The organism is Flavobacterium sp. ASV13, assembly GCF_000745775.1.
Lineage (GTDB): Bacteria > Bacteroidota > Bacteroidia > Flavobacteriales > Flavobacteriaceae > Flavobacterium.
This window is the reverse complement of sequence record NZ_JQJY01000005.1, coordinates 71,915-96,405: the sequence shown is the minus strand read 5'-3', so window position 1 is coordinate 96,405 and position 24,491 is coordinate 71,915. Positions and strand designations below refer to the sequence as shown.

The 24,491-nt window shown below is 33.4% G+C and carries 20 protein-coding genes; 12 read left to right on the top strand and 8 right to left on the bottom strand.

Annotated elements, in window-relative coordinates:
• Positions 1-15 precede the first annotated feature (15 nt).
• The 4 genes from GQ47_RS14260 to GQ47_RS14245 are packed head-to-tail and all read left to right on the top strand — an operon-like array spanning position 16 to position 5,591.
• Positions 16-1,698 (top strand): M23 family metallopeptidase, encoded by a 1,683-nt coding sequence (locus GQ47_RS14260; RefSeq protein WP_035649726.1) that lies wholly within the window; start codon positions 16-18, stop codon positions 1,696-1,698.
• 11 nt (positions 1,699-1,709) lie between these two features.
• Complete coding sequence (locus GQ47_RS14255; protein ID WP_035649723.1) at positions 1,710-4,172, top strand: TonB-dependent receptor plug domain-containing protein; 2,463 nt, start codon at positions 1,710-1,712, stop codon at positions 4,170-4,172.
• Positions 4,169-4,837: a hypothetical protein gene (locus GQ47_RS14250; protein WP_035649722.1), complete on the top strand. Its 669-nt coding sequence runs from the start codon at positions 4,169-4,171 to the stop codon at positions 4,835-4,837. Before GQ47_RS14255 ends, GQ47_RS14250 begins: the two co-directional genes overlap by 4 nt.
• Positions 4,838-4,868: 31 nt before the next feature.
• Positions 4,869-5,591 carry a CREC-EF hand family protein gene (locus GQ47_RS14245; protein ID WP_035649720.1) on the top strand — a complete coding sequence of 241 codons (723 nt, stop codon included), beginning with the start codon at positions 4,869-4,871 and terminating at the stop codon, positions 5,589-5,591.
• Positions 5,592-5,768: 177 nt separating this feature from the next.
• On the opposite strand, the gene GQ47_RS14240 is transcribed toward GQ47_RS14245, so the two are convergent.
• From GQ47_RS14240 to GQ47_RS14220, 5 genes are all read right to left on the bottom strand, one after another.
• Positions 5,769-6,470, bottom strand: coding sequence for a DUF2971 domain-containing protein (locus GQ47_RS14240; RefSeq protein WP_035649718.1), 702 nt, complete (start codon positions 6,468-6,470; stop codon positions 5,769-5,771).
• Between the two features lie 120 nt (positions 6,471-6,590).
• Positions 6,591-8,420 carry an ABC transporter ATP-binding protein gene (locus tag GQ47_RS14235; RefSeq protein ID WP_035649716.1) on the bottom strand — a complete coding sequence of 610 codons (1,830 nt, stop codon included), beginning with the start codon at positions 8,418-8,420 and terminating at the stop codon, positions 6,591-6,593.
• A gap of 74 nt (positions 8,421-8,494) precedes the next feature.
• Positions 8,495-10,222: a phospho-sugar mutase gene (locus tag GQ47_RS14230; protein WP_035649714.1), complete on the bottom strand. Its 1,728-nt coding sequence runs from the start codon at positions 10,220-10,222 to the stop codon at positions 8,495-8,497.
• Between the two features lie 133 nt (positions 10,223-10,355).
• A complete protein-coding gene (locus tag GQ47_RS14225; RefSeq protein ID WP_035649713.1) occupies positions 10,356-11,312 on the bottom strand; it encodes a glycosyltransferase family 2 protein in 957 nt (318 codons plus the stop codon).
• A 9-nt stretch (positions 11,313-11,321) separates the two neighbouring features.
• On the bottom strand, positions 11,322-11,852 hold the full coding sequence (locus tag GQ47_RS14220) for a DUF4199 domain-containing protein (protein ID WP_035649711.1): 531 nt from the start codon (positions 11,850-11,852) through the stop codon (positions 11,322-11,324).
• A gap of 250 nt (positions 11,853-12,102) precedes the next feature.
• On the opposite strand from GQ47_RS14220, the gene GQ47_RS14215 reads away from it, so the two are divergent.
• Together GQ47_RS14215 and GQ47_RS14210 are read left to right on the top strand one after the other, a co-directional pair.
• Positions 12,103-12,357 carry a type B 50S ribosomal protein L31 gene (locus GQ47_RS14215; RefSeq protein ID WP_011921626.1) on the top strand — a complete coding sequence of 85 codons (255 nt, stop codon included), beginning with the start codon at positions 12,103-12,105 and terminating at the stop codon, positions 12,355-12,357.
• A 163-nt stretch (positions 12,358-12,520) separates the two neighbouring features.
• Positions 12,521-13,696, top strand: coding sequence for a GlmU family protein (locus GQ47_RS14210; protein WP_035649709.1), 1,176 nt, complete (start codon positions 12,521-12,523; stop codon positions 13,694-13,696).
• 295 nt (positions 13,697-13,991) lie between these two features.
• Here GQ47_RS14210 and GQ47_RS14205 read toward each other — a convergent pair whose 3' ends face one another.
• On the bottom strand, positions 13,992-14,435 hold the full coding sequence (locus tag GQ47_RS14205; RefSeq protein ID WP_035649707.1) for a PepSY-like domain-containing protein: 444 nt from the start codon (positions 14,433-14,435) through the stop codon (positions 13,992-13,994).
• A 243-nt stretch (positions 14,436-14,678) separates the two neighbouring features.
• Here GQ47_RS14205 and GQ47_RS14200 point away from each other — a divergent pair, with 243 nt between their 5' ends.
• From GQ47_RS14200 to GQ47_RS14190, 3 genes are all read left to right on the top strand, one after another.
• Positions 14,679-16,313, top strand: a complete 1,635-nt coding sequence (locus GQ47_RS14200; protein WP_035649705.1) for an ABC-F family ATP-binding cassette domain-containing protein — start codon at positions 14,679-14,681, stop codon at positions 16,311-16,313.
• Between the two features lie 223 nt (positions 16,314-16,536).
• Positions 16,537-17,688, top strand: a complete 1,152-nt coding sequence (locus tag GQ47_RS14195; RefSeq protein WP_051951546.1) for a porin — start codon at positions 16,537-16,539, stop codon at positions 17,686-17,688.
• A gap of 20 nt (positions 17,689-17,708) precedes the next feature.
• Complete coding sequence (locus tag GQ47_RS14190; RefSeq protein WP_035649702.1) at positions 17,709-19,139, top strand: anion permease; 1,431 nt, start codon at positions 17,709-17,711, stop codon at positions 19,137-19,139.
• On the opposite strand, the gene GQ47_RS14185 is transcribed toward GQ47_RS14190, so the two are convergent.
• The gene (locus GQ47_RS14185) at positions 19,136-19,441 is read right to left on the bottom strand and encodes a GNAT family protein (protein ID WP_193745228.1); all 306 of its coding nucleotides are present in this window, start codon (positions 19,439-19,441) and stop codon (positions 19,136-19,138) included. The two genes, GQ47_RS14190 and GQ47_RS14185, sit on opposite strands and share 4 nt — an antisense overlap.
• 283 nt (positions 19,442-19,724) lie before the next feature.
• Here GQ47_RS14185 and GQ47_RS14180 point away from each other — a divergent pair, with 283 nt between their 5' ends.
• Positions 19,725-20,384 carry an alpha/beta hydrolase family protein gene (locus tag GQ47_RS14180; protein ID WP_035649700.1) on the top strand — a complete coding sequence of 220 codons (660 nt, stop codon included), beginning with the start codon at positions 19,725-19,727 and terminating at the stop codon, positions 20,382-20,384.
• A gap of 234 nt (positions 20,385-20,618) precedes the next feature.
• Here the strand turns inward: GQ47_RS14180 and GQ47_RS14175 are convergent, their stop codons facing one another.
• Positions 20,619-21,134, bottom strand: coding sequence for a hypothetical protein (locus GQ47_RS14175; protein ID WP_035649699.1), 516 nt, complete (start codon positions 21,132-21,134; stop codon positions 20,619-20,621).
• Between the two features lie 168 nt (positions 21,135-21,302).
• On the opposite strand from GQ47_RS14175, the gene rpmH reads away from it, so the two are divergent.
• Positions 21,303-21,464: a 50S ribosomal protein L34 gene (gene rpmH, locus GQ47_RS14170; protein WP_008464848.1), complete on the top strand. Its 162-nt coding sequence runs from the start codon at positions 21,303-21,305 to the stop codon at positions 21,462-21,464.
• Between the two features lie 146 nt (positions 21,465-21,610).
• A complete protein-coding gene (gene carB / locus GQ47_RS14165) occupies positions 21,611-24,466 on the top strand; it encodes a carbamoyl-phosphate synthase large subunit (protein ID WP_035649697.1) in 2,856 nt (951 codons plus the stop codon).
• The last annotated feature ends 25 nt before the right edge of the window (positions 24,467-24,491 follow it).

Genomic DNA, 24,491 nt, shown 5'->3' with positions numbered 1-24,491 from the left:
GCAAAAATGTTGCTTATGAGATTTTCGATATTGACCCTGTTATTCTGCCAATTTATTTGTGCTCAGACTCAATACCCTACAGATTATTTTCGCGCCCCGCTTGATATTCCGATGCAGCTTTCCGGAAATTTTGGAGAGTTGAGACCAAACCATTTTCATGCTGGTTTTGACTTGAAAACAAATCAAAGAGAAGGATTGAATGTTTATGCTGTGGCTGATGGTTATATTTCGAGAATCAAAATTTCTACTTTTGGCAACGGAAAATGTATTTATATCACGCATCCTAATGGTTATACTTCTGTTTATGGACATTTGCAGACTGCAATTGGGCCTGTTCAGGACTATATTCAAAAAACACATTATAAAGAAAAAGCTTTTGAGATTGAAATGTTCCCAAAGCCTGATGAATTGCCTGTAACTAAAGGTCAGTTAATTGCGCTTTCTGGTAACACGGGATCTTCTGAAGGACCGCATCTCCATTTTGAAATTCGGGATACCAAAACGGAATTTGTAATTAATCCGATATTTTTTGGGTTTGATAAAAATTTAATGGATACCAAAAAGCCATCGGTTTCGAATCTTTATGTTTATCCAATGGAAAACACAGCGGCTAATCAGTCGAAACAGCCGTTGATGCTGAATTTGTCGCTTCAAAAAGATGGTACCTATTTGGCTGGAAAAGTAAAAGCGAATGGGAAAATCGGTTTCGGAATAACAGCTGTTGATTTTGATGATGTTTCAGGAAATAAAAATGGCGTTTTTAATGTTTCAACTTTTTTAAACGGAAATCAAAATTATAATTATCAGTTCAATACTTATTCGTTTGATGAAATGCGTTACATCAATGCTTTTATTGATTATCCGAAATATAAAAAATCAGGTCAGCGCGTGCAGAAGCTTTTTATGAAAACGCCTTTTGCTTTAAGCATTATTAAAACCGATTCGTTACGTGGAATTATTCCGGTCGAGCCGAATTTAGCTTCAATGTATCGAATTGAAGTTTCGGATTTTTTTGGAAATATGACTACGATTAATGTTCCTGTTGAATATGATACTGCAACTCCTGTTGTTGCTGAAACACCTGCAACTTCGCCCTATTTTATCAAAGCAAACAGAGATGCTAATTTTGAAAAAGATAATATGTCGGTATTTTTTCCGGCTGGAACTTTTTACGATGATTTCAATCTGAATTTTGATGTAAAAAACAATAAAATTTATGTTCACGAAGATGTAATTCCGGTACATTCCAATTTTACAGTTACTATTAAAGATGATTCATATGATGAAGCTTTGCGTGATAAACTTTTTATTGGAAGAAGTGGAAGTTATAATGCAACTTCCAGAAAAGGAGATGTTTTTACAGCAAAATCAAAAACGCTGGGGCAATTTGGGTTAGTTCTCGATACAATTGCTCCGAAAATTGCGATCACTAAATCAATTCAGGATAAATGGATTAGTGATGTAAAGAAAATTCAATTAACAATTAGCGATGCTGCATCTGGAATTAAATCGTATAATGGCTATTTAAACGGAAATTGGATTTTATTTGAATATGATAATAAAACCAGAAAAATTACACATACTTTTGATGATACATTAGTGGCTGAAGGAGCAAATGATTTAAAAGTCGAAGTGACTGATAATGTTGGAAATGTCGCTGTTTTTGAAACTCATTTTTTTAGAAGCCAACAAAAATAAAATCACAACGTTTGAATACTTATAAGCTAATACTTGTTTTCTTTTTTGCATGCCTTGGCCACGCGACATTTGCTCAAAACGCTCATGTTAAAGGTGTTATTTTAGATACTGAAAATCGTCCGGTTGCCGACGTGAATGTTTCGTGTTTGGGAAATGTCGTTCAGTCTGATTCGAATGGTGTTTTTGATATTGAACTGCCTTCAAACAAAAAAGTTTCTCTGATTTTTACTCATATTTCTTTAAAAATGCTGAGTTTGTCAGTAAGTTTAAAACCTGGGGAGGTTTTTCTTTTTAATCCGGTGATGAACAATTCTGCGGAACAAATGGGGGAAGTTTTTGTTTCTTCTAAGAATAAAAAACGCGTTCAGGGAATTGTAACGGTTGAGCCGGAAACGATTAAAAAGATTCCAGGTGCAAATGCCGGAATCGAAAATATTCTAAAAACATTGCCCGGGGTAAATTCGAATAATGAATTGAGTACACAATATGCAGTTCGTGGCGGAAACTATGACGAAAATTTAGTGTATGTAAACGAAGTCGAAGTCTATCGTCCGTTTTTGATTCGTTCAGGCCAACAGGAAGGTTTGAGTTTTACCAATATTGATCTGGTTCAGAATGTCGATTTTTCGGCTGGAGGATTTCAGGCAAAATTTGGAGATAAATTATCCTCTGTTTTAGATATTACGTACCGAAAACCAACTCAATTTGGTGCAGCTTTTGAAGCTAGTTTTTTAGGTGGAAGCGCAGCTGTTGATCTCGTTTCTAAAAATAAAAAATGGTCAGCGGTCACAGGAATTCGTTATCGAAACAATAGTCTTTTGGTAAATAGCCAAGATACAGAAACGAATTATACTCCGGTTTTTGCAGACATTCAGACGAATATTAATTATGATATTTCAGAAAAATGGCAAATGAGTTTTCTTGGAAATATTTCGCAGAACAAATATTCCTACCAGCCATTAACACGTCAGACAAACTTTGGAACAATAGATCAGCCAATGGCTTTGACGGTTTATTATGAAGGTCAGGAAAAAGATAAATACGAGACTTATTTTGGTGCTTTTAAAACAACCTATAAAGCCTCGCCAAGTTTAACTTTTAAATTGATTGGTTCACTTTTTCATACCACAGAGCAGGAACATTTTGATATTTTGGCACAATATCGTTTAGGAAATGTCGATGAAGAAGGAAATATTGAAAATATCGATTTTACGCGCGGCATAGGTTCTCAGTTAAATCATGCTAGAAACGATCTTGACGCTTTAATCGCAAATGCTGAAATTAAAGGATTTAAAGAGTGGATGAATGACAGTCAGCTTGAATTTGGTTTAAAATACACAAGAGAATCGATTCGTGATCGTGTAGTAGAGTGGGAAGTGATTGATTCTGCAGGATTTTCAATTAATCCACCTTTGGTAATTTTGCCAAAAAACAATCAGCCGTATCAACCCTATACTGGTCCATTATTACCATATCAAGATATTCGGGCAACAAATTTTAACACTATAAACAGGCTAGCGGGTTATGCTCAATTTAATAAAAAAACAGCAATTGGATCAAGTCAGGTTTGGTATCATCTTGGTGCACGTTTTCAAAGTTGGAATGTTCAAGGGGCATCGGTTGAGGGGAAAAATCAAATTGTTGTGAGTCCGCGTGCGCAATTTGCTATTCAGCCCGATTGGGATATGGATATGGTTTTCAGAATTTCTGGAGGATTGTATCATCAACCGCCATTTTATAGGGAACTTCGCGATTTAGACGGAGTTGTAAATCCGAATGTCAAAGCGCAGGAATCAGTACATATCGTTTTAGGAAATGATTACAATTTTAAAATGTGGAATCGACCTTTTAAATGGGTAACGGAGGTGTATTACAAATCACTTTCAGATGTAAATGTGTATTCGATTGATAATGTTAGAATTCGATATATCGCCAATAATAATGCGAAAGCTTACGCTCAAGGTTTTGATTTCAGATTAAACGGAGAATTTGTTCCAGGAACCGAATCGTGGGTGAGTTTTGGATATATGAAAACGGAAGAAAATTACGAAAACAAAGGATATATTGCCAGGCCAACAGATCAGCGCTTAAAATTTGCCATGTTGTTTCAGGATTATATGCCCAATATTCCAAGTGTAAAATTGTATCTAAATCTGGTTTATAACACAGGTTTACCTGGCGGTGCTCCGGCATATTCAGATCCTTATTTATATCAAAACAGATTGAATGATTACAGAAGGGCAGATGTAGGCTTTGCTAAAGTTTTTGTGGACAGCAGTACAAAAGTTGCTAAAGCGAAATGGCTGAAGGATTTTAAAGAATTATCAGTTGGATTGGAAATTTTTAATCTTTTCAATAATCAAAATGCAATTACAAATACTTGGGTTCGCGATGTATATTCTAAAAACCAATATGCGATTCCAAATTACATGACTTCGAGAGTTTTTAACATTAAGTTAAATGCAAGATTATGATCGAGAAACGTGAAAAAAGAAAAAGAATTTTTTACGTTCCGGGAATGATTTCCTTGGTTTTTATTCCGTTATTCTGTTTTTATCATTTTTATAAAGTTGATGCTTTTAGGGTTTATAATGCTATAGGATTAGGAATGCCTAATAAAAATGATTTTGAAAAGTATAAGGTTGCTACTTTACGGAATTATAAAGTGTTTCGTTTTGATGGAAGTAATCTAGATGGAAATACAAAATTAAATGAAGTGAAGCTTTATCTTAGAAAGCTGGCAGTTGATAAAGATACTGTAAATGGAGTGAAAATACATTTTGGACCAAAAACATATTATGAAACTTTTATTAGAATTATAGATATTATTTATGAGGAGAAGGCTCCAACTTGGACTATAAATAATAATGATATTTATATTTTAGCAAGCAGTAATAGTTCTAAAAAAGTTAAAGACACTACTAAGTATCATAGAATGAATTGTGATACCGGAGCTATTATGGCACAACAAAGACTCTGGATGCGAAAAAATGAAAGAGAAGAACAAGAACGTAATTTTCAAGTTTCTTTTTTTAAACAAAAATGGAGATCACTTTCTTTAGGTTATTTAGGACTTGTGATTTTAAATATCATCGTTTTAGTTAAATTGAATAAAACCAAAATTTACAATCAAAAATAGTATATTTGATATTCTAATATAATTGCCGTAAATGAAAAATTATCTAAAATATATCGCCTTAGTAATTATCGGAACTACAGTGAGTTGTAAGGACGAAGTGCAGAAGCCGAAAGTAATTTATGATGCTTCAAACAAAACAAGTGTAGTAGCCAAAACAGATTCTACGCAGATTGAGATTGCCGATCTTCCTATACAGATGGAAGGAACGAATTATTTAATTCACCCAGTTGGCGATCTGCGAGTATATGAAAGAGGTTCAAAAGCGCGCTATGGTTCTTCAAGTGTAAATGATGTTAGTTTTACGATTTCTAATTTGGGCGAATATGAAATCACTGGTTATTTGCAAAATTTAAAATTCCAGAAAGTTGATTCAGATTCTATCCGACCTTTATCGGATAAACCAGTTTTGATTTTAACAGCAACCTATTTAAAAACGGTTGCAGATAAAACACAAAATAAAGTAATGGTATATACTTTAACAGATTCGGATACTAATAAAGATGGGAAAATTGATACCGGAGATATTAAAACGTTGTATTTGAGTGATATTAGTGGAGAAAACTTCACGAAAATTTCTCCAGATCTTCAGGAATTAGTAGACTGGAGTTTAATCGAATCAAAAAATCGAATTTACTTCAGAACAATTGAAGATACCAACCAAAATGGTCAATTCGATAAAAACGATGTTCTTCATTATAATTATATTGATTTAGCTTCTAAAAAATGGGAAGTTAAGGCTTATAAACCTATTTAAAGTTGATAAGATTCTAAGATGCTAAGCTTCTAAGGTTTTTAATCTTCGACATAAAGAAAGCCTGTTAAATTTTTTTTTTAACAGGCTTTCTTTATAATGACATTGTAATAAAATCCTTTTAATCTGCGCAATCTGTGGAAAAAACTTAGAACCTTAGAATCTTAGAGTCTTAGAGTCTTAGATTAAAATATCACTTTCTAAATCTGATTTTTCAATTTCAAAACCAAAATCCAGACGTTCAACCAATTCGATTACCAATTTTTTATACCAGTTTTCAGATTTTGGATGAATGTAAATTTTCTCAATCAGTTGATTGATATCGACATTGATTTTTAAACCATCATTTAATTTTATTGTGCTTTTTGAAGTATCGGTAATAATGCGGACTTCGCGTTCATATTGAAAGCTTTTTCTTTTAAATAAAAACGGAAAGAACAAATCATCAAACGGAATATATTCTTTTTTGTAATCGATATAATTTACTTCGCCTATATATTGATCAAAATTGTTTTCAGGATTCAAAGCTTTTTGCAATCTTCCAATTGTAGATTGAATAGCAAGACCTTCACTGTTTTGAGTGAAAATCTGCCACATTGCAAACGATTCATATTCATTGATATGCCAACTGCTTATGGCAACTTGTTCACGATGTGTTTTGTAATAATTCAAAAAGTCAGGGTTATCAACGGCCAGTTTTTTGATTTCTTCGTAAGTAGGTTCGCTAAAAGTACCCTCGTATTGATCTTCAAATTTATCTGAACGCGACATAAATAATTTCTTCGAAAGTAATAAATCCAAGAATTTAGATAAGTCCAGATATTTCCAAACTATAGTTTCGGGATCTTCGGGCAGTTTTATATTCGGGTTATTAAGGTACATTTTTAGGGGATTAGTCAAAAGCTACCTAAAGTTATAAAAATAAAAACAGATTAAAGAAATTAAATATAGATTTAATATTTCTTTAATCTGTAATAAATTAATCTGGTTTTAAGCTTGATCTTAAGACTCGAAAGATTGCATGGTTACCAGTTTGTTGTAAGTTCCGTCAAGAGCAATTAATTCTTCATGCGTTCCTTGTTCTACAATTCTTCCTTTTTGCATCACAATAATGACATCTGCTTTTTGAATAGTTGAAAGTCTGTGTGCAATTACTATTGAAGTTCTGTTCTGCATCATATTTTCAAGAGCAACCTGAACGAATTTTTCGCTTTCAGTATCCAATGCTGATGTTGCTTCATCCAAAATCATAATCGGAGGGTTTTTCAAAACAGCTCTTGCTATCGATAAACGCTGTTTTTGTCCGCCTGAAAGTTTGTTTCCACTATCTCCAATATTAGTATAAATTCCTTGTGGAAGATCTTTTACAAATTCATATGCGTTGGCAATTTTTAATGCTTCTATAATTTCATCGTCAGTTGCATCAAGTTTTCCTAATGAAATGTTTGCTTTGATTGTATCATTGAATAAAATACTGTCCTGAGTAACCAATCCCATCAAACTACGAAGCGATTGTAGATTCATGTCTTTAATATCAATTCCATCAATCGAAATCGTTCCGTCATTAACATCATAAAAACGAGTTAGCAAGTTGGCAATTGTACTTTTTCCGCTTCCAGACTGACCAACAAGTGCAACAGTTTGGCCTTTTTTAATTTGAAGAGAAAAGTCTTTTAAAACCGTTTCACTTTCATATTTAAAGTTAATGTTTTGAATGTTGATGTTGCTGTCAAAAGTTGTTTTTTCAATGGCATTTTCTTTAGAAACAATAGTGTTTTCTTGCTCTAAAATTTCAAGAACACGCTCAGCTGCAGCATTTCCTCTTTTTACTCCGTATGAAGCTTTAGAGATGGCTTTTGCTGGCGTAAGAATGTTATAGGCTAGTCCCATGTAGGCAATAAATGTAGCCCCTTCTAATTTTTTATCGATTAAACCCTTTTGACCGCCATACCAAAGTAAAATGGCAATTACAGTAATTCCCATAAACTCACTTGCAGGTGAAGCTAAGTTTTGACGGTTCCCAATGCTGTTTGATAAATTAAAGAAACGTTGAGTAGAGTTCTGAAAAACAGTATTGAAATAGTTTTCAGAATTATATCCTTTTACTACTTTCAAACCACCAATAGTTTCTTCAATAGTAGATAAAAAAGCACCTTGTTCCTGTTGTGCTTTTGAAGATTGTTTTTTAAGCTGTTTTCCAATTAACGAAATGATATATCCTGAAATCGGAATGAAAATAAAAACAAATATGGTTAGTTTTGCGCTTAAAATCAGCATCATAATTATAGTGAAAATTATCGTAAGAGGTTCTTTTACGATAAGTTCCAGTATAGCTAAAAATGAGTTTTGTACCTCGTTCACATCGGCAGATATTCTTGAGATAACATCTCCTTTTCTTTTTTCAGAATAAAAGGCCAAAGGCAATTCTAGTGTTTTTTTGTATAATGCATTTCGCATATCTCTTAAAACACCATTTCTTAAAAAGTTAATAAAAAACATTGCCAGATAATCGGATAGGTTTTTTAATAAAAAGATCGAAATAATTATGGCAACCATTACAAATAAAATAAAACCAGGGTCATGGTTTCCTTTTGATGTAGTGATATAATAGCTTAAATAATCTTCTCCATATTTTTGGAGTTTTAAAATGCCATGATATACGGGTTCTGTTTTAATCTCTTTTGTTTTGTCAAATAAAACCTGAAGCATCGGAATTAGAGCAACAAATGAAAGCGTGCTAAAAAGCGCATACAAAATATTGAAAAAGATATTTAAGAATGCGTATTTTTTGTACGGATATATAAAAGGAATTATTTTTTTGAAATTACTCATTTAGGTGTTTTTTACCATTAAAACCCGATAGCTTAAAAGTTATCGGGTTTTTAAAAAATGTGTTTGTATTTTAATTATTTCAATTGCATGTCAGCAATGATATTCTGTATTTTCTCGTCTAAGAATTTTTCGGCTTCCTCAAAATCAGAAACCGATTCGATTTCTGCATTTACGCTGATATAGAATTTGATTTTTGGCTCAGTTCCACTTGGTCTTGCGCAAATTTTAGATCCGTCTTCTGTGTAATAAATCAATACATTTGATTTTGGAATATCCATTGTAGATTCTTCGCCGGTTAATAAATTTAAAGCAATTGATGAATCGTAATCTTCAACCATAATCACTCTTTGTCCGTTGATTTCTTTCAAAGGATTCTGACGTAAATTGATCATCATTTGGTTGATTTCTTCTAAACCTTCCATTCCTTTTTTAGTTAAAGAAACCAAATATTCTTTGTAAAAACCATTTTCAACATAAAGTTGTAAAAGTTCTTTGTAAACAGAAGATCCTGCAGCTTTCGCCTGTGCGGCAACTTCACATATTAATAGGGTTGCAGCAACGGCATCTTTATCTCTAACAGCGTCACCAACCATGAAACCAAAGCTTTCTTCACCACCTCCAATAAATTGAAGCTCTGGAAAATCTTTGATCATTTTTGCAATCCATTTAAAACCAGTCAATCCAACTTTGCATTCAACACCATAGCTTGTTGCTAATTCCATCATCATTGGAGTTGAAACAATTGTAGAGCCTACGAATTGTTTTCCGTTGATTTTTCCAGCTTTTTTCCATTGTTTCAATAAGAAAGAAGTCATCAAAATCATCGTTTGATTTCCGTTCAATAAAATCATTTTACCGTCGTTATTGCGAACAGCAACACCTAAACGGTCACAATCTGGATCTGTTCCAACAACAATATCAGAATTTGTTTTGTCTGCCAAAGCTAAAGCCATTGTTAAAGCTTCAGGTTCTTCAGGATTTGGAGATTTTACTGTTGGAAAATCCCCATCAGGAATTGCTTGTTCCGGAACAATGTGAACATTTTTGTAACCTGCCTGTGATAAAGTGTCAGGGACCGATTTTATAGAAGTTCCGTGCAATGAAGTGAACACAATTTGTAAGTTGTCTTTGGCTTCAGCTGGAGTATTAAAACTTGCATTTTCGATAGACGATTTTACAAAAGCTTTGTCAATATCAGTGTCTATATATTTAATCAAGCTTTCGTTTGCGTCAAATTTAATTTTGTCGTAGCCTAAATTTTCAATTACATTGATAATGGCTTTGTCTTGCGGAGGAACAATTTGCCCGCCATCTTGCCAGTATACTTTGTAACCGTTATATTCTGGTGGATTGTGAGAAGCAGTCAAAACAATTCCGCATTGACATCCTAAATATTTAAGTGCAAAAGATAATTCTGGAGTTGGTCTTAGGTCTGAGAATAGATAAACCTGAATTCCGTTTGCAGAGAAAACATCAGCAACCACTTTTGCTAAAGTGTTGCTATTATGACGGCAGTCATAAGCAATAACCACTTTTAAAGGTTCATTTGGGAAAACTTCATGTAAATAATCAGATAATCCCTGAGTGTTTTTTCCAAGTGTATATTTATTGATTCTGTTGTCTCCAACTCCCATTACACCGCGCATTCCGCCAGTTCCAAATTCCAGATTTTTATAAAAACTTTCCTCAAGTTCTTTTGGAGAAGTTGTCATTAATTCCTTAACTGCTGCTTGCGTTTCCTTGTCAAATGTTGGTGTTAACCATTCATTTACTGCGCTTAATATATTAGGTGCTATATTCATGTCAATATTTTTTATGTAAATTTTAATTTAAAGATAAGTTTTTTCAGGAGCTGATTCCTGCTGTCCACTATATCTTTTGTGTTGAACCCCAACACAAAAGGATGCCGTTCCAATCAGGGCTAGGGCTTTTACGTTAAAAATTAACTTCTCGGGCTACTTTATAACGTGCTTCGTTACTTTTGGTTCTTAAGATAATTTCGCCTAAGAATCCTGCCAGGAATAATTGAGTTCCCAAAATCATCGTGGTCAAGGCAATGTAAAACCAAGGATTGTTTGTAACTAAGCTATATTTCATTCCGGTATACATATGGTACAGTTTCGAAACTCCAATGTATCCCGCAGATAAAAATCCAATAATAAACATCAAAGAGCCAATCGCTCCAAATAAGTGCATTGGTCTTTTTCCGAATCTTGACAAAAACCAAATCGTAATCAAATCCAGAAAACCGTTTATAAAACGTTCCATTCCAAATTTAGTTTCACCATATTTTCTAGCTTGGTGAATTACTACTTTTTCGCCAATTTTATTGAAACCTGCATTTTTTGCCAAAACCGGAATGTATCGGTGCATTTCGCCAGATACTTCGATATTCTTAACAACAGTATTTTTGTATGCTTTTAATCCGCAGTTAAAATCATTTAATTCAACGCCCGAAGTTTTTCTGGCCGCCCAGTTAAATAATTTTGAAGGCAGATTTTTTGCTACAACTGAGTCATAGCGTTTCTTTTTCCAACCAGAAACCAAATCGTATTTCTGAGCTGTGATCATTTCGTATAAACCTGGAATTTCATCGGGACTGTCTTGCAAATCAGCATCCATTGTAATGATGACATCACCCTGAGCTTTTGCAAAACCAGCATGCAGCGCCTGAGATTTTCCGAAGTTTTTCATGAAACGAATTCCTTTTACATTAGGATTTTCATTTGAAAAGCTTTCAATAATATTCCAAGAATCATCTGTACTTCCATCATCTACAAAAATGATTTCATAAGAGTAATTGTTAGATTGCATCACTTTAATAATCCACGAATAGAGTTCTTTAAGCGATTCCTCCTCGTTTAGAAGCGGTATAAGTATAGATAAATTCATTTATATTTTTTATTCTTGAGTAGTTTTGCTTTTGAAAAATGCTGCGAAAATTAATCCAAAAATGGCACTGATTACTATTGCAAAAGCAGATCCTTTTAATAATTCGAAAGTCGAGTATGGACTGCTTGCTTTCATTTTTTCAATTGCTTCATTGATAGACGAAGCCGGAGCTCCAAATTTCTGCATCATGTTTGCAGTATATTTGATCATTATTTCGTTTAAAGTGTCTTTTGCACCTGGATCAATAACGTTAAATAAAAGAATGTTAAAAGTTGTAGAAATCACAACGCCAATCACGGCAGCTATAAAATAAGTGGTAAAAGCATCTTTAAACGGAAAAACACCTTTTAATTCTTTCTTAGTTTTAGAAAGCAAAATAATACTTATCGTAATACTTATTGCTATACCTATTATACCCATCCACCATGCAGTGAATAAATTTAAATCAACAGCATAGATAGTTGCAGTGAATAATGCAGATGCAATTCCAATCATTACACCATAAGTAATACCATTCTTTTTTATAACTTCATTAATCATATTTCTATATGTTTTAAAATTAATCCACAAATATAGTAATTCCCACTATAATCGTAGATAAAAAAAGCTTTTCGAAATAAACTAAAAAAAAGTGAGTTAAGTATTTGTTTATTAAAAAAGAATTGTAAATTTGCACACTCAAAAATAATTAAATTTTTAAACAAAAAAGAGTGTCGCTTGTTTATACCTTTTTCTAACCATGAAAAAGCTTCAAAATAAAGAATGCTCCAAACAATAAATAAAAAGAAAGATGAAAAAAGGAATTCACCCAGAAAATTACAGATTAGTTGCATTTAAAGACATGTCAAATGATGACGTTTTTATCACTAAATCTACTGCAGATACAAAAGAAACAATTGAAGTTGACGGAGTTGAGTATCCAGTTGTAAAAATGGAGATTTCTAGAACATCTCACCCTTTTTATACTGGTAAATCTAAACTTATCGATACTGCAGGACGTATTGATAAATTCAAAACTAAATATGCTAAACACGCTAAAAAATAATAGCTGTTTTAAATTATACAAAAGCCTTCCAATCGGGAGGCTTTTTTTATGCGTTAAATTATGCTTATCATTAAAATGGCTTTTTATGAAACCAGATAAATATTTGTAACTTTGATCCCGATAACCAAATCAAAATTTTAACAAGTACCAAATTTTTTTATTTATGAATTACATTCTTTTTGACGGTCCCGTTCGGAATGCTTTATTACCTTTTACTTTTACAAGGCCTGTGGCTGATATTCTTATCGGAATTACGACAATTCGTCAAAAATGGGAAATGCGCCTTGGTTCAACTATAACAACAATTACTGAAGAATATTTATCTGAAAAATTTCCCATGGTGGAAATGGAGGAAAACGTAATGATCAACGCCGCTTATTTGCCAAATGATAAGCTTGCTGAAATGGTTTCTGATTTAAAGGCAAATCAAGCCATTTTTAAAGGTGATGATGTAATTGCTTTTTTTGCTTCAGAAAATCAAGAAGAAGTTGATTTTGATTCGTATGAAATCATTCAGTATAACGAAGATTGTTTGACAGTTGAACATACCTGGGATATTTTTTCAAAAAATGACGCAGCAATTCGCGCCGATTTTGCTTTTTTGACCGAAGACAGAAAATCACAGCCAATTCCTAAAAGTGTAAATGTTATTGCGCCTGAAAATATTTTTATCGAAGAAGGTGCAAAATTAGAGTTTGTGACTTTAAACGCTTCGACAGGACCAATATATATAGGTAAGAATGCCGAAATTATGGAAGGAACTGTAATTCGCGGACCTTTTGCTTTATGCGAAAATGCAATGGTGAAAATGTCAGCAAAGGTTTATGGCGCAACAACTGTAGGGCCTGGATCTCGAATAGGTGGTGAGGTTAAGAACTCAGTTCTTTTTGCTAATTCAAATAAAGGTCATGAGGGGTTTTTAGGTGATTCGGTTTTAGGTGAATGGTGTAATATTGGCGCGGATTCAAATAATTCAAACCTAAAAAACAATTACGAAGAAGTGAAATTATGGAGCTACGAAACAGAAGGTTTTGCAAAAACAGGACTTCAATTTTGCGGCTTAATGATGGGAGATCACAGTAAATGCGGAATCAATACCATGTTTAATACCGGAACTGTAGTTGGTGTAAGTGCCAATATTTTTGGTTCTGGCTTTCCTCGTAATTTTGTGCCAAGTTTTTCTTGGGGCGGTGCTGCTGGATTTACAACTTATGTAACTAAAAAAGCTTTTGAAACGGCTAAATTGGTTATGGGAAGAAGAAATATTGAATTCGACGAAGTTGAAGCTTCAATCTTAGAACACATTTTTGAGGAAACAAAAAAATGGAGAAAAGATTAATTAGATAATTAGTCAATTTGAAAATTAGATAATTTTTACAAACCCGACAGGTTTTAAAACCTGTCGGGTTTTGTTTTGTTGTATGTTTGCATGTTAAACTGGACTGAAGTCCAGCTCTACAACATAGCCCGAGCCCATAGGCTCTCTTGTTGTTCTGCAGGAACCTATTATATTGTAGGGCTGGACTTCAGTCCAGTTTAGGGACAGAGTGTAGTTTTTTAGGATTTAGAAATTATCTAATTGGCACATTTTCAAAATTATCTAATTATCTAATTGACACATTTTTAAATTTAACTTATTTGTCAATCTTAATAAAATCTTCTTTTAAGTTGAATTTTAATTCTAAGCCGTTGGTTAGTTTTGTTTCATAACCTGAAGATCCGATTTCTATTTTGGTTACTTTTTCCTTAGGAAAATTTGTTTTTATGTAAGAAGCAATTTTTTTCGGAATAATAGATTTTGGAATTTTATCATTTTTACCATCAACTTCTTTCCAGTTTCCTTTTTTGTCAAATTCAATTTCGAGTTGTTTGTCAAATTGAACTTTATATTCTGTAGAGAGTATTTCTTTGTCTTGTAATATATAACTTGGCTTTTTAGATCCAAAATGTGTTTTTAAAAATGTTTGTGCATTTGCCGGTAACGCTTCTTTTTTAATTACCGTTTTTTGCGCATTTGCAGAAAATCCAAATAATAATCCTGCAATCAGATAAGCCGTCAGTTTTAATTTCGTTCTCATATTTTACTGATTTTTAAATTCTTATACAAGATAAGGTTAAAATTTTGAAATATGAAAAGACTATTAAGCTTTCGTTTGTTACAGTTTAAGCATTATTCAATTAGAATATTGTCTAATTGGCACATTTTCAAAATTATCTAATTATCAAATTGGCACATTATCTAATTAAATCTATCTTTGCACCACGAAAAAAATGGGTAGTCAAATAAACGATTAACCGATTAAACAAATTAACAAAGACAAATGATTACAGTTAACGATATTTCGGTTCAGTTTGGCGGAACTACACTTTTTAGCGATGTTTCTTTTGCTATAAATGAAAATGATAAAATTGCCCTTATGGGTAAAAATGGTGCGGGAAAATCGACACTTTTAAAAATTATTGCAGGAGAAAACAAACCTTCAACTGGAAGTATTTCAACTCCAAAAGATGCTGTTGTGGCTTATTTACCTCAGCATTTATTGACTAAAGATGGTTCGACTGTAATGGAAGAAGCTTCAAAAGCTTTTGGCGAAATTTTCAAAATGAAAGCCGAAATTGATGAAATCAATGAGCAATTGACTGTTCGTACTGATTATGAAAGTGATGAGTATATGAAATTGATTGAAAGAGTTTCGGACTTAAGCGAGAAATTTTATGCAATTGAAGAAATAAATTACGAAGCTGAAGTTGAAAAGATTTTAGTTGGTTTAGGTTTTGAGCGTGAAGATTTTGGACGTCAGACTTCTGAATTTTCTGGAGGATGGAGAATGCGTATCGAGCTTGCAAAGATTTTATTGCAAAAACCAGATTTGATTTTGTTAGATGAGCCAACAAACCATATGGATATCGAAAGTATTCAGTGGTTAGAAGAGTTTTTATTGACTTCTGCGAAAGCAGTTGTGGTAATTTCGCACGATAGAGCGTTTGTAGATAATATTACAAACAGAACTATCGAAGTAACAATGGGAAGAATTTACGACTATAAAGCTAAATATTCTCATTATTTAGAATTGAGAAAAGACCGTCGTATTCATCAGCAAAAGGCATATGACGAGCAACAAAAAATGATTGCTGATAACAGAGCTTTCATCGATCGTTTTAAGGGAACTTTCTCTAAAACAGATGCTGTTCAGTCACGTGTAAAAATGCTTGAAAAATTGGAAATCGTTCAAGTTGATGAAGTGGATACATCTGCTTTGCGTTTGAAATTTCCTCCAGCACCGCGTTCAGGACAATATCCTGTTATTGTAAAAGAAATGTCTAAATCATATGGTGATCATGTGGTTTTCAAAGATGCCAATATTGTAATCGAAAGAGGTCAAAAGGTTGCTTTTGTTGGGAAAAATGGAGAAGGAAAATCAACAATGATTAAAGCGATTATGAAAGAAATCGGCGTTGATGAAGGAAGTGTTGAAATTGGTCATAATTCTCAAATTGGATATTTTGCTCAAAATCAGGCTTCTTTATTAGATGAAAATGCTACGATTTTTGAAACTATCGATAATATTGCAGTTGGCGATATCAGAACTCAGATCAAAAATATTCTTGGAGCGTTTATGTTTCAAGGTGATGATATTACTAAAAAAGTAAAAGTGCTTTCTGGAGGAGAAAAAACACGTTTGGCAATGATTAAATTATTGCTTGAACCAGTTAATTTGCTGATTCTGGATGAGCCTTCGAATCACTTGGATATGAAAACTAAAGACATTATCAAAGATGCTTTACGTGATTTTGATGGTACTTTAATCTTGGTTTCTCACGATCGTGATTTCCTTGACGGATTAGCAACGAAGGTGTTTGAATTCGGAAATAAAAGAGTTAAAGAGCATTTTGAAGATGTTGCTGGTTTCTTGGCACATAAAAAAATGGATTCGATGAGAGAAATCGAAAAGTAAAAATCTTATAAAATAGTAAAAAGGCGCAAGTTAATTCTTGCGCCTTTTTTATTTTGTTAAAATTGATAATCAAATTTTAATGCAACTATTTTTACAAGTTATTGATTTTTTATTATATTTATAACTGTTTTTACGTTGATTCATAAGTGTTTGCGTTTTTTTATATGCCCCAAATATGAAAAAATAATTCTGAACCTTTTATAAAAGTTTAATTTATATGCCTATGAAAAAGACTTTACTTCTTCAAATTATTCTTGTTTTATTTCTAATGCCGTTGTTTTCGATTGCGCAAACTGCACAAACTCAACCTGCGACTGATTCTGAAAGTGATATCAAATATCCAACATTTCAGTTTAAAGGACTTATACAAGCCAGATATTTGGAAAGCTTTGAGGATAATGTCGATGTTTTGGGAGCGCATCATTCAACAGGAAATGTCACTCAGAGTTCATTTGATATTAAAAGAATGCGTGTTGGACTTAATACAAAGCTTAGTAAAGAAACCGAAGTTGTAATATTAGTAAACTTAGCCGATTTTAAATCAGATACTAAAGGCAAAGTTCTTGAAAATGCCTACGGAAAATATACTTTTAATAAATATATAGCGTTAACCGGCGGGCAGTTCAGACCAGCTTTTGGTATTGAGGAATTGGTTCCGGTAGATATCATTAAATCGTTCGATTTTTCTAATCAATATTATGAATTTGGAAAAAATGGCTGGACAAGTTTTCAAATTGGAGCCTCGGCAACGGGTGCTTTTGATATTGGAAAAATACCTGTTGACTATGCTTTTTCTGTTTTGAATGGAAACGGAAAAAATGCCGAGATGGATAAAGATAACGGCAAACAATTTTCAACAAGATGGGTTTTGGGATTGTCGAAAAAACACGAAATTAATTTAGGGTTAAACGGAGGTTTTGGAAAAGTTTTTAAAGAAGATGTTTTTGCAATTGGCGCCGATATCACAAGTGATTTTAAACTGACCGACAAATTGAGTTTTGATTTGCAAATTGAATACAAGCAGGGGACAAATCATAATTTGTATTTTTCTCTGCCAGTTGCTTCAAGAACTCCAGATGTTGCAGATTATCAAATGCGCGGAATTTATTTTTTGCCTAATTTCAGATATGTTGTCGATTATAATAAATTAACCTCATTAGAGATTTCGTGTCGTTATGAAAGATTTGATCCGAGTTATAAGATTGATTCAAACTTAAGACAAACATACACGCCAATGGTGAGTCTTGAATTCGGGAAAGCATATAGAGGTCGAATTGAAGCAGGATTTCAAATTGACAGATTTGATCAAAATGTTCCAGATACAACGACATACGATAATAACCTGTTCTTAATACAGCTCCAGCTTAGACTTTAATTAATTTAAATCTTGTTTTTATGAAAGAAGTACAAATTCCCCAAACTATAATCACACTTGCTGTGGGAGTTGCAATTTGGTTAATTCCTGCTCCAAACGGTGTTGTTGTCGAAGCATGGCATTTGTTCGCCATTTTTGTTGCTACTATTTTAGGAATTATTCTAAAAGCAGCTCCAATGGGAACTATGTGTATGATTGCTATTGCATTAACAGCTTTTTCACAGGTTTTGGCGCCTGGTGATGCTGGGAAATCTATAACATTGGCACTGAAAGGTTTTGGCGATAAAGTAATCTGGCTTATCGGGATTTCATTTTTTATTGCGAGAGGATTTATAAAAACAGGTTTAGGAAACCGAATTGCTTTTTTATTTATTCGAATATTTGGCAAAAGTTCGCTCGGACTTGCTTATGGTTTAGGACTTGCTGATTTGGTTTTGGCTCCTGCAGTTCCAAGTAATACAGCTCGTGGAGGTGGAATTATTTATCCGATTATGAAGTCTATGTCAATGAGTTTTGGTTCGATGCCAGATAAGCCAGAAACGCATCGAAAATTAGGAGCATATCTAACCTTGAATAGTTATAATGCAAATTTAATAGCTTCGTCTATGTTTTTGACTGGAACGGCAAGCAATCCGATGTGTCAAAAATTTGCATTAAATCTCGGAATTAAAATCAGCTGGATTTCTTGGGCAACTGCAGCCATTGTTCCTGGTTTGGTTTCGTTTTTTGTAATTCCGTTTGTGCTTTATAAAATTTATCCGCCAGAATTGAAGAAAACAGGAGATGCGCCTCAAATTGCAGCTCAAAAACTTAAAGAAATGGGAGCAATTACTCGTAACGAATGGATGATGTTGTTGACTTTTTTTATTTTGCTGTTTTTATGGATGACAGGGGATTTGTTTTCAATAGATGCTACAACAACAGCGTTTATTGGTTTGGTGATTTTGCTATTGACTTCAGTTTTAACTTGGGATGATGTAAAAGCCGAAAAAGGCGCTTGGGATACCATTGTTTGGTTTTCAGTTTTAGTAATGATGGCAAGTTCATTAAATGAGTTAGGCTTTATTGCATGGTTTAGTGATTTGGTAAAAGCCGAAATTGGAGGGTTGAGCTGGCAAATGGCTTTTCCTATCATTGTATTGGTGTACTTTTTTAGCCACTATCTTTTTGCAAGCGCAACAGCGCACGTTGCGGCAATGTATGCAGCTTTATTAGGAGTTGGAGTTTCACTTGGAATTCCGGGCTTGCTTCTTGCTTTTATGCTTGGTTTTGTGGGATCGATATACGGAACTTTAACGCATTACGGACATGGACCGGCACCAGTCTTTTTCGGAAGTGGTTATGTCGACCTAAAAAGCTGGTGGGTCAAAGGCCTGATAACTGGATTAGTTATGCTTTTTATTTATATGGTAATAGGAGGTTTGTGGCTCCGATTAATTGGTGATTTTTAAATCCTTATTCCTGGAGGAAGCAATTCTTTGTATTTTGGATTTTTTTTGAAAAAAGTAACAATCTTTGGGTGAATAGGAACAACTCTGAATTTTTTCTCTGTATTTAATTCCATGATGTTTTTCAGCATGTTGTCAAGTACGGCTTGATTATCATAGCCTTCAGGTGTGTTGATTTTGGTTAGGAAAATTTTCTTTTCTTGAAATGAATATTCAACAGTAAGCATTCCTTCTGGAGCTAAAGTTTCAAATTGTCTCGCAAAAGTGTTGTCTTTAATTGCCAATGTAGTTTCAATAGATTCCATAATTTGTCATTTTTTAGCAGGTTTAAAATATAAAATAGATTTAGGGCGTTATTCTGTTTAAATACTTATGCAAGAATGTTAAACATGAATGATTTGGAAATACAAAGTTAATCATTTGATTTTCAATATGAAATTATTTTTTTAGAACGCCTTTTTTTTTGAATATTTTGTAATTTTATTTGTTTTAATATGGATTATGGTGCAAGATTTGCTGTGCATATTGTTAAAAAAAGTAAATTTATCTTGAAATTGAGATTTGTAATTAAAATACCTTTTTTGACAAATGAGTAAAATTCCTGTTTATTTTATGCCTGGCTTGGCGGCTAGTCCTGCTATTTTTGAAAGAATAAAGTTAGATGAATCTGTTTTTGAAACTCATTTGCTTGAATGGGAGATTCCGAAGCCGAAAGAATCTTTATCTGATTATGCAGTTCGAATTGCAAAGAATATCAAACATGAAAATCCGGTTTTGATTGGCGTTTCTTTTGGAGGTATTTTGGTTCAGGAGATTTCAAAACATATTAAGGCTCAAAAGGTAATTATTATTTCAAGTGTCAGAAGCAATGTTGAATTTCCGAGAAGAATGAAAATTGGAAAAACAACAAAAGCCTACAAATTAATTCCGATGAAGCTGATTTTGAATATCGAAAATCTGGCTAAATACTCTTTCGGAGAAAAAGTAAATAAACGCATTAAATTATACGAGAAATTTTTAGCTGTACGAGACCTTAATTATCTGCAGTGGGCTGTAGAATCAGTTATTTTATGGGATCGAAATGAAGTTGATGATAACGTAATTCATATTCACGGCGATCAGGATGATGTTTTTCCTATAAAATATATCAATAAATGTATTGTCGTAAAAGGCGGAACACATATTATGATTCTCAATAAATATAAATGGCTGAATGAGAATTTGCCTTCGATTATATTGGAGGATTAAATATTTTAAATTCCAATTTTTTGAGCGTGTAGTTTGTCATCCTGAGGAACGAAGGATCACACTCGTAACTCGACAAAGATTGGCGAAATACTGTATGGAATTTCTAGTGTGATCCTTCGTTCCTCAGGATGACAAAACTATCCGGAAAATCTGCGGACAGAAAAAATCTAAAATAAAAAAAATCCCAAACTCTTTTTTAGAATTTGGGATTTTAAATATTATGATTTGAAAAAATTAGATTTTCTTCATTTGTTCTTTCATCATAGAAATCTGTTCTTTCAGCATTCCTTGTTTGTCTAGTTTTTTAGCTTCAGCTAATAAATTTGTAGCTTCCAATTTTCTTCTTCTTGACATTGCAACTCCCGCAAGGTTTAATTTTGCTACTGCCAAATCCATATCCATAGATAAACCAAGTTCAATTGCTTTTTTGAAATGTTTCTCAGCCTGAATAAGATTGGTTTGAGATAACATGATTCCGTGTAGGTAATTAAAATAACCTTGCTGTTTTCTTACTAATGCCGCTTCAGGATTTTTGATATATGCCAACCAGCTTTTAGCACCTTCGAAGTCTTGTTTTCTTAATTTAAGGAAGGCTAAAAGGATAAATTCATTTTTAAAGTAAAGAAAAATTGGAATTGCAGTCAATAATATAAGAAAGATTCCATTTCCGATATTACTTTCTGTAAATTGCCAAATGCCAGCTACAACAAGAAGTCCGGCTAAAATTAGTTTAATATTTTTGTGAAACATAATTAATGTAAATTTGTGATTGCAAATATAGTAAAATGAATTAAAAATATTTTTATTAAAGTGCTTGCCAGAAAAAAAAGTCTTTGTATATTTGCACTCGGTTTTTGAGCAACGATATTCAAAACCAAGAACGAGTTAATTAGATACCATTTTTAAAGATACAAAGCAATGAGCAAAAGAACATTTCAACCATCGAAAAGAAAAAGAAGAAATAAGCACGGATTTATGGACAGAATGGCTTCTGCGAATGGAAGAAAAGTTCTAGCGCGTAGAAGAGCAAAAGGAAGACATAAATTAACTGTTTCTAGCGAGCCTAGACACAAAAAATAATGTTTGTATAAACATACATAAGGCGATTACTTTTTTAGTATCGCCTTTTTTTATACCTTGTCGGTAAAAATTTTCTCAACTTTCTAGTTTTTAGCATACTAGAAAAGTTTTTTAAAGTACTTATATAACTACACAATACATACAAAATGCCTAAAGACACATCAATAAAATCAGTTTTAATAATAGGTTCAGGACCTATTGTTATTGGTCAAGCTTGCGAATTCGATTATGCAGGATCACAATCTGCACGTTCGATTCGTGAAGAAGGAATTGAAGTTATCTTGATTAACTCGAACCCAGCAACGATTATGACCGACCCATCGATGGCCGATCATATTTATTTGAAACCTTTAACTACGAAATCGATTATTGAAATTCTGAAGGAACATCCACAAATTGATGCTGTTTTGCCAACTATGGGAGGACAAACAGCCTTAAACTTGTGTTTGGAAGCTGAGGAAAAAGGAATCTGGCAGGATTTCGGAGTAAGATTAATCGGAGTTGACGTAAACGCAATTAATATTACAGAAGACAGAGAGCAGTTTAAACAGCTTTTAGAAAGAATAAATGTACCAACTGCACCTGCAAAAACGGCTACTTCATATTTAGAAGGAAAAGAAATCGCTCAGGAATTTGGTTTCCCACTTGTAATTCGTCCTTCGTTTACACTTGGAGGAACTGGAGCAGCAGTTGTTTACAAAAAAGAAGATTTTGATGAGCTTTTAACTCGCGGACTTGAAGCTTCTCCAATTCACGAAGTTTTGATCGACAAAGCTTTGATGGGATGGAAAGAATATGAGTTAGAACTTTTAAGAGATAAAAATGACAATGTTGTAATTATCTGTTCAATTGAAAACATGGATCCAATGGGAATCCACACTGGAGATTCGATTACAGTTGCTCCGGCAATGACATTATCGGATACAACTTTCCAAAAATTACGTGACTACGCTATCTTAATGATGAGAAGTATCGGAAATTTTGCTGGAGGATGTAACGTACAATTCGCAGTTTCTCCAGATGAAAAAGAAGATATCGTAGCAATCGAGATCAACCCTCGTGTATCTCGTTCTTCTGCTTTAGCATCAAAAGCGACTGGTTATCCAATTGCAAAAATCGCTTCTAAACTAGCTTTAGGATATAACTTAGATGAATTACAAAACCAAATTACAAAATCGACTTCGGCTCTTTTTGAACCAACTTTAGATTATGTAATCGTAAAAATCCCACGTTGGAACTTCGATAAATTTGAAGGATCAGACAGAACTTTAGGTCTTCAGATGAAATCTGTAGGTGAGGTTATGGGAATTGGACGTTCTTTCCAGGAAGCACTTCACAAAGCAACTCAATCTTTAGAGATTAAGAGAAACGGAATTGGTGCTGACGGAAAAGGATACAAAAACTACGAACAAATTATCGAGAAACTGACTTACGCAAGTTGGGATCGTGTTTTTGTAATTTATGATGCAATCGCAATGGGAATTCCGTTGAGCCGTATTCATGAAATTACAAGAATCGATATGTGGTTCTTAAAACAATACGAAGAACTTTATACTTTAGAAAAAGAAATTTCTAACTATAAGGTTTCAAATCTTCCAAAAGAATTATTGCTTGAAGCGAAACAAAAAGGTTTTGCTGACAGACAATTAGCTCACATGATGAATTGTCTGGAAAGCGAAGTGCATGCTTTGCGTATGGATCAAAATATTAACCGTGTGTTTAAACTGGTTGATACTTGTGCGGCAGAATTCAAAGCAAAGACTCCTTATTACTACTCGACTTTTGAAGCTGAAATTGAAAAAGCAGATGGTAAGCGTTATGTAGATAATGAAAGTGTTGTAACGGAGAAAAAGAAAATCATCGTTTTAGGTTCAGGACCAAACAGAATTGGTCAGGGAATTGAGTTTGATTATTCTTGTGTACACGGAGTTTTGGCAGCAAAAGAATGTGGTTACGAAACGATCATGATTAACTGTAATCCAGAAACGGTTTCGACTGATTTTGATACAGCTGATAAATTATATTTTGAACCAGTTTTCTGGGAGCATATTTATGACATCATTCAGCATGAAAAACCTGAAGGTGTAATTGTACAGCTTGGTGGTCAGACAGCATTGAAATTGGCTGATAAACTTTCTAAATACGGAGTGAAAATCATCGGAACTAGTTTTGATGCACTTGATTTAGCGGAAGACAGAGGGCGTTTCTCAGATTTATTGACTGAATTACATATTCCTTTCCCTAAATTCGGAATTGCTGAAACTGCTGATGAAGCTTCTGCACTTGCAGATACATTAGATTTTCCATTATTGATTCGTCCTTCTTATGTATTAGGGGGTCAGGGAATGAAAATTGTAATTAACAAAAAAGAATTAGAGGAGCATGTTATCAATTTATTGAAAACGATTCCAGGAAATAAATTGCTTTTAGATCACTATTTAGCTGGAGCAATCGAAGCTGAGGCTGATGCAATCTGTGACGCTGATGGAAATGTTTACATCATCGGAATTATGGAGCATATCGAGCCTTGTGGAGTTCACTCTGGAGATAGTAATGCTACTTTGCCTCCTTTCAACTTAGGAGAGTTTGTAATGCAGCAAATTAAAGATCATACGCACAAAATTGCAAGAGCTTTAAAAACGATTGGTTTAATCAATATTCAGTTTGCAATTAAAGATGATACAGTTTACATCATCGAGGCAAACCCAAGAGCTTCAAGAACGGTTCCGTTTATTGCAAAAGCTTACGGAGAGCCTTATGTAAACTACGCTACAAAAGTAATGTTAGGTCATAATAAAGTAACTGACTTTGATTTCAATCCGCAATTAAAAGGATACGCAATCAAACAGCCGGTTTTCTCTTTTAGCAAATTCCCGAACGTAAACAAAGCGTTAGGACCAGAGATGAAATCAACAGGAGAAAGCATCTTGTTTATTGATGATTTAAAAGACGATCAATTCTACGAATTGTACTCTAGAAGAAAAATGTATTTGAGTAAATAATCTCAGATTTTATTATAAAAGAAAA

What these genes read in the sequence shown, in the direction of transcription:
- GQ47_RS14260 (WP_035649726.1), top strand. Translation starts at nt 16, where the DNA reads ATGAGATTTTCGATATTGACCCTGTTATTCTGCCAATTTATTTGTGCT.
- GQ47_RS14250 (WP_035649722.1), top strand. Translation starts at nt 4,169, where the DNA reads ATGATCGAGAAACGTGAAAAAAGAAAAAGAATTTTTTACGTTCCGGGA.
- GQ47_RS14245 (WP_035649720.1), top strand. Translation starts at nt 4,869, where the DNA reads ATGAAAAATTATCTAAAATATATCGCCTTAGTAATTATCGGAACTACA.
- GQ47_RS14240 (WP_035649718.1), bottom strand. Translation starts at nt 6,470, where the DNA reads ATGTACCTTAATAACCCGAATATAAAACTGCCCGAAGATCCCGAAACT.
- GQ47_RS14235 (WP_035649716.1), bottom strand. Translation starts at nt 8,420, where the DNA reads ATGAGTAATTTCAAAAAAATAATTCCTTTTATATATCCGTACAAAAAA.
- GQ47_RS14230 (WP_035649714.1), bottom strand. Translation starts at nt 10,222, where the DNA reads ATGAATATAGCACCTAATATATTAAGCGCAGTAAATGAATGGTTAACA.
- GQ47_RS14225 (WP_035649713.1), bottom strand. Translation starts at nt 11,312, where the DNA reads ATGAATTTATCTATACTTATACCGCTTCTAAACGAGGAGGAATCGCTT.
- GQ47_RS14220 (WP_035649711.1), bottom strand. Translation starts at nt 11,852, where the DNA reads ATGATTAATGAAGTTATAAAAAAGAATGGTATTACTTATGGTGTAATG.
- GQ47_RS14215 (WP_011921626.1), top strand. Translation starts at nt 12,103, where the DNA reads ATGAAAAAAGGAATTCACCCAGAAAATTACAGATTAGTTGCATTTAAA.
- GQ47_RS14210 (WP_035649709.1), top strand. Translation starts at nt 12,521, where the DNA reads ATGAATTACATTCTTTTTGACGGTCCCGTTCGGAATGCTTTATTACCT.
- GQ47_RS14205 (WP_035649707.1), bottom strand. Translation starts at nt 14,435, where the DNA reads ATGAGAACGAAATTAAAACTGACGGCTTATCTGATTGCAGGATTATTA.
- GQ47_RS14200 (WP_035649705.1), top strand. Translation starts at nt 14,679, where the DNA reads ATGATTACAGTTAACGATATTTCGGTTCAGTTTGGCGGAACTACACTT.
- GQ47_RS14195 (WP_051951546.1), top strand. Translation starts at nt 16,537, where the DNA reads ATGAAAAAGACTTTACTTCTTCAAATTATTCTTGTTTTATTTCTAATG.
- GQ47_RS14190 (WP_035649702.1), top strand. Translation starts at nt 17,709, where the DNA reads ATGAAAGAAGTACAAATTCCCCAAACTATAATCACACTTGCTGTGGGA.
- GQ47_RS14185 (WP_193745228.1), bottom strand. Translation starts at nt 19,441, where the DNA reads ATGGAATCTATTGAAACTACATTGGCAATTAAAGACAACACTTTTGCG.
- GQ47_RS14180 (WP_035649700.1), top strand. Translation starts at nt 19,725, where the DNA reads ATGAGTAAAATTCCTGTTTATTTTATGCCTGGCTTGGCGGCTAGTCCT.
- GQ47_RS14175 (WP_035649699.1), bottom strand. Translation starts at nt 21,134, where the DNA reads ATGTTTCACAAAAATATTAAACTAATTTTAGCCGGACTTCTTGTTGTA.
- rpmH (WP_008464848.1), top strand. Translation starts at nt 21,303, where the DNA reads ATGAGCAAAAGAACATTTCAACCATCGAAAAGAAAAAGAAGAAATAAG.
- carB (WP_035649697.1), top strand. Translation starts at nt 21,611, where the DNA reads ATGCCTAAAGACACATCAATAAAATCAGTTTTAATAATAGGTTCAGGA.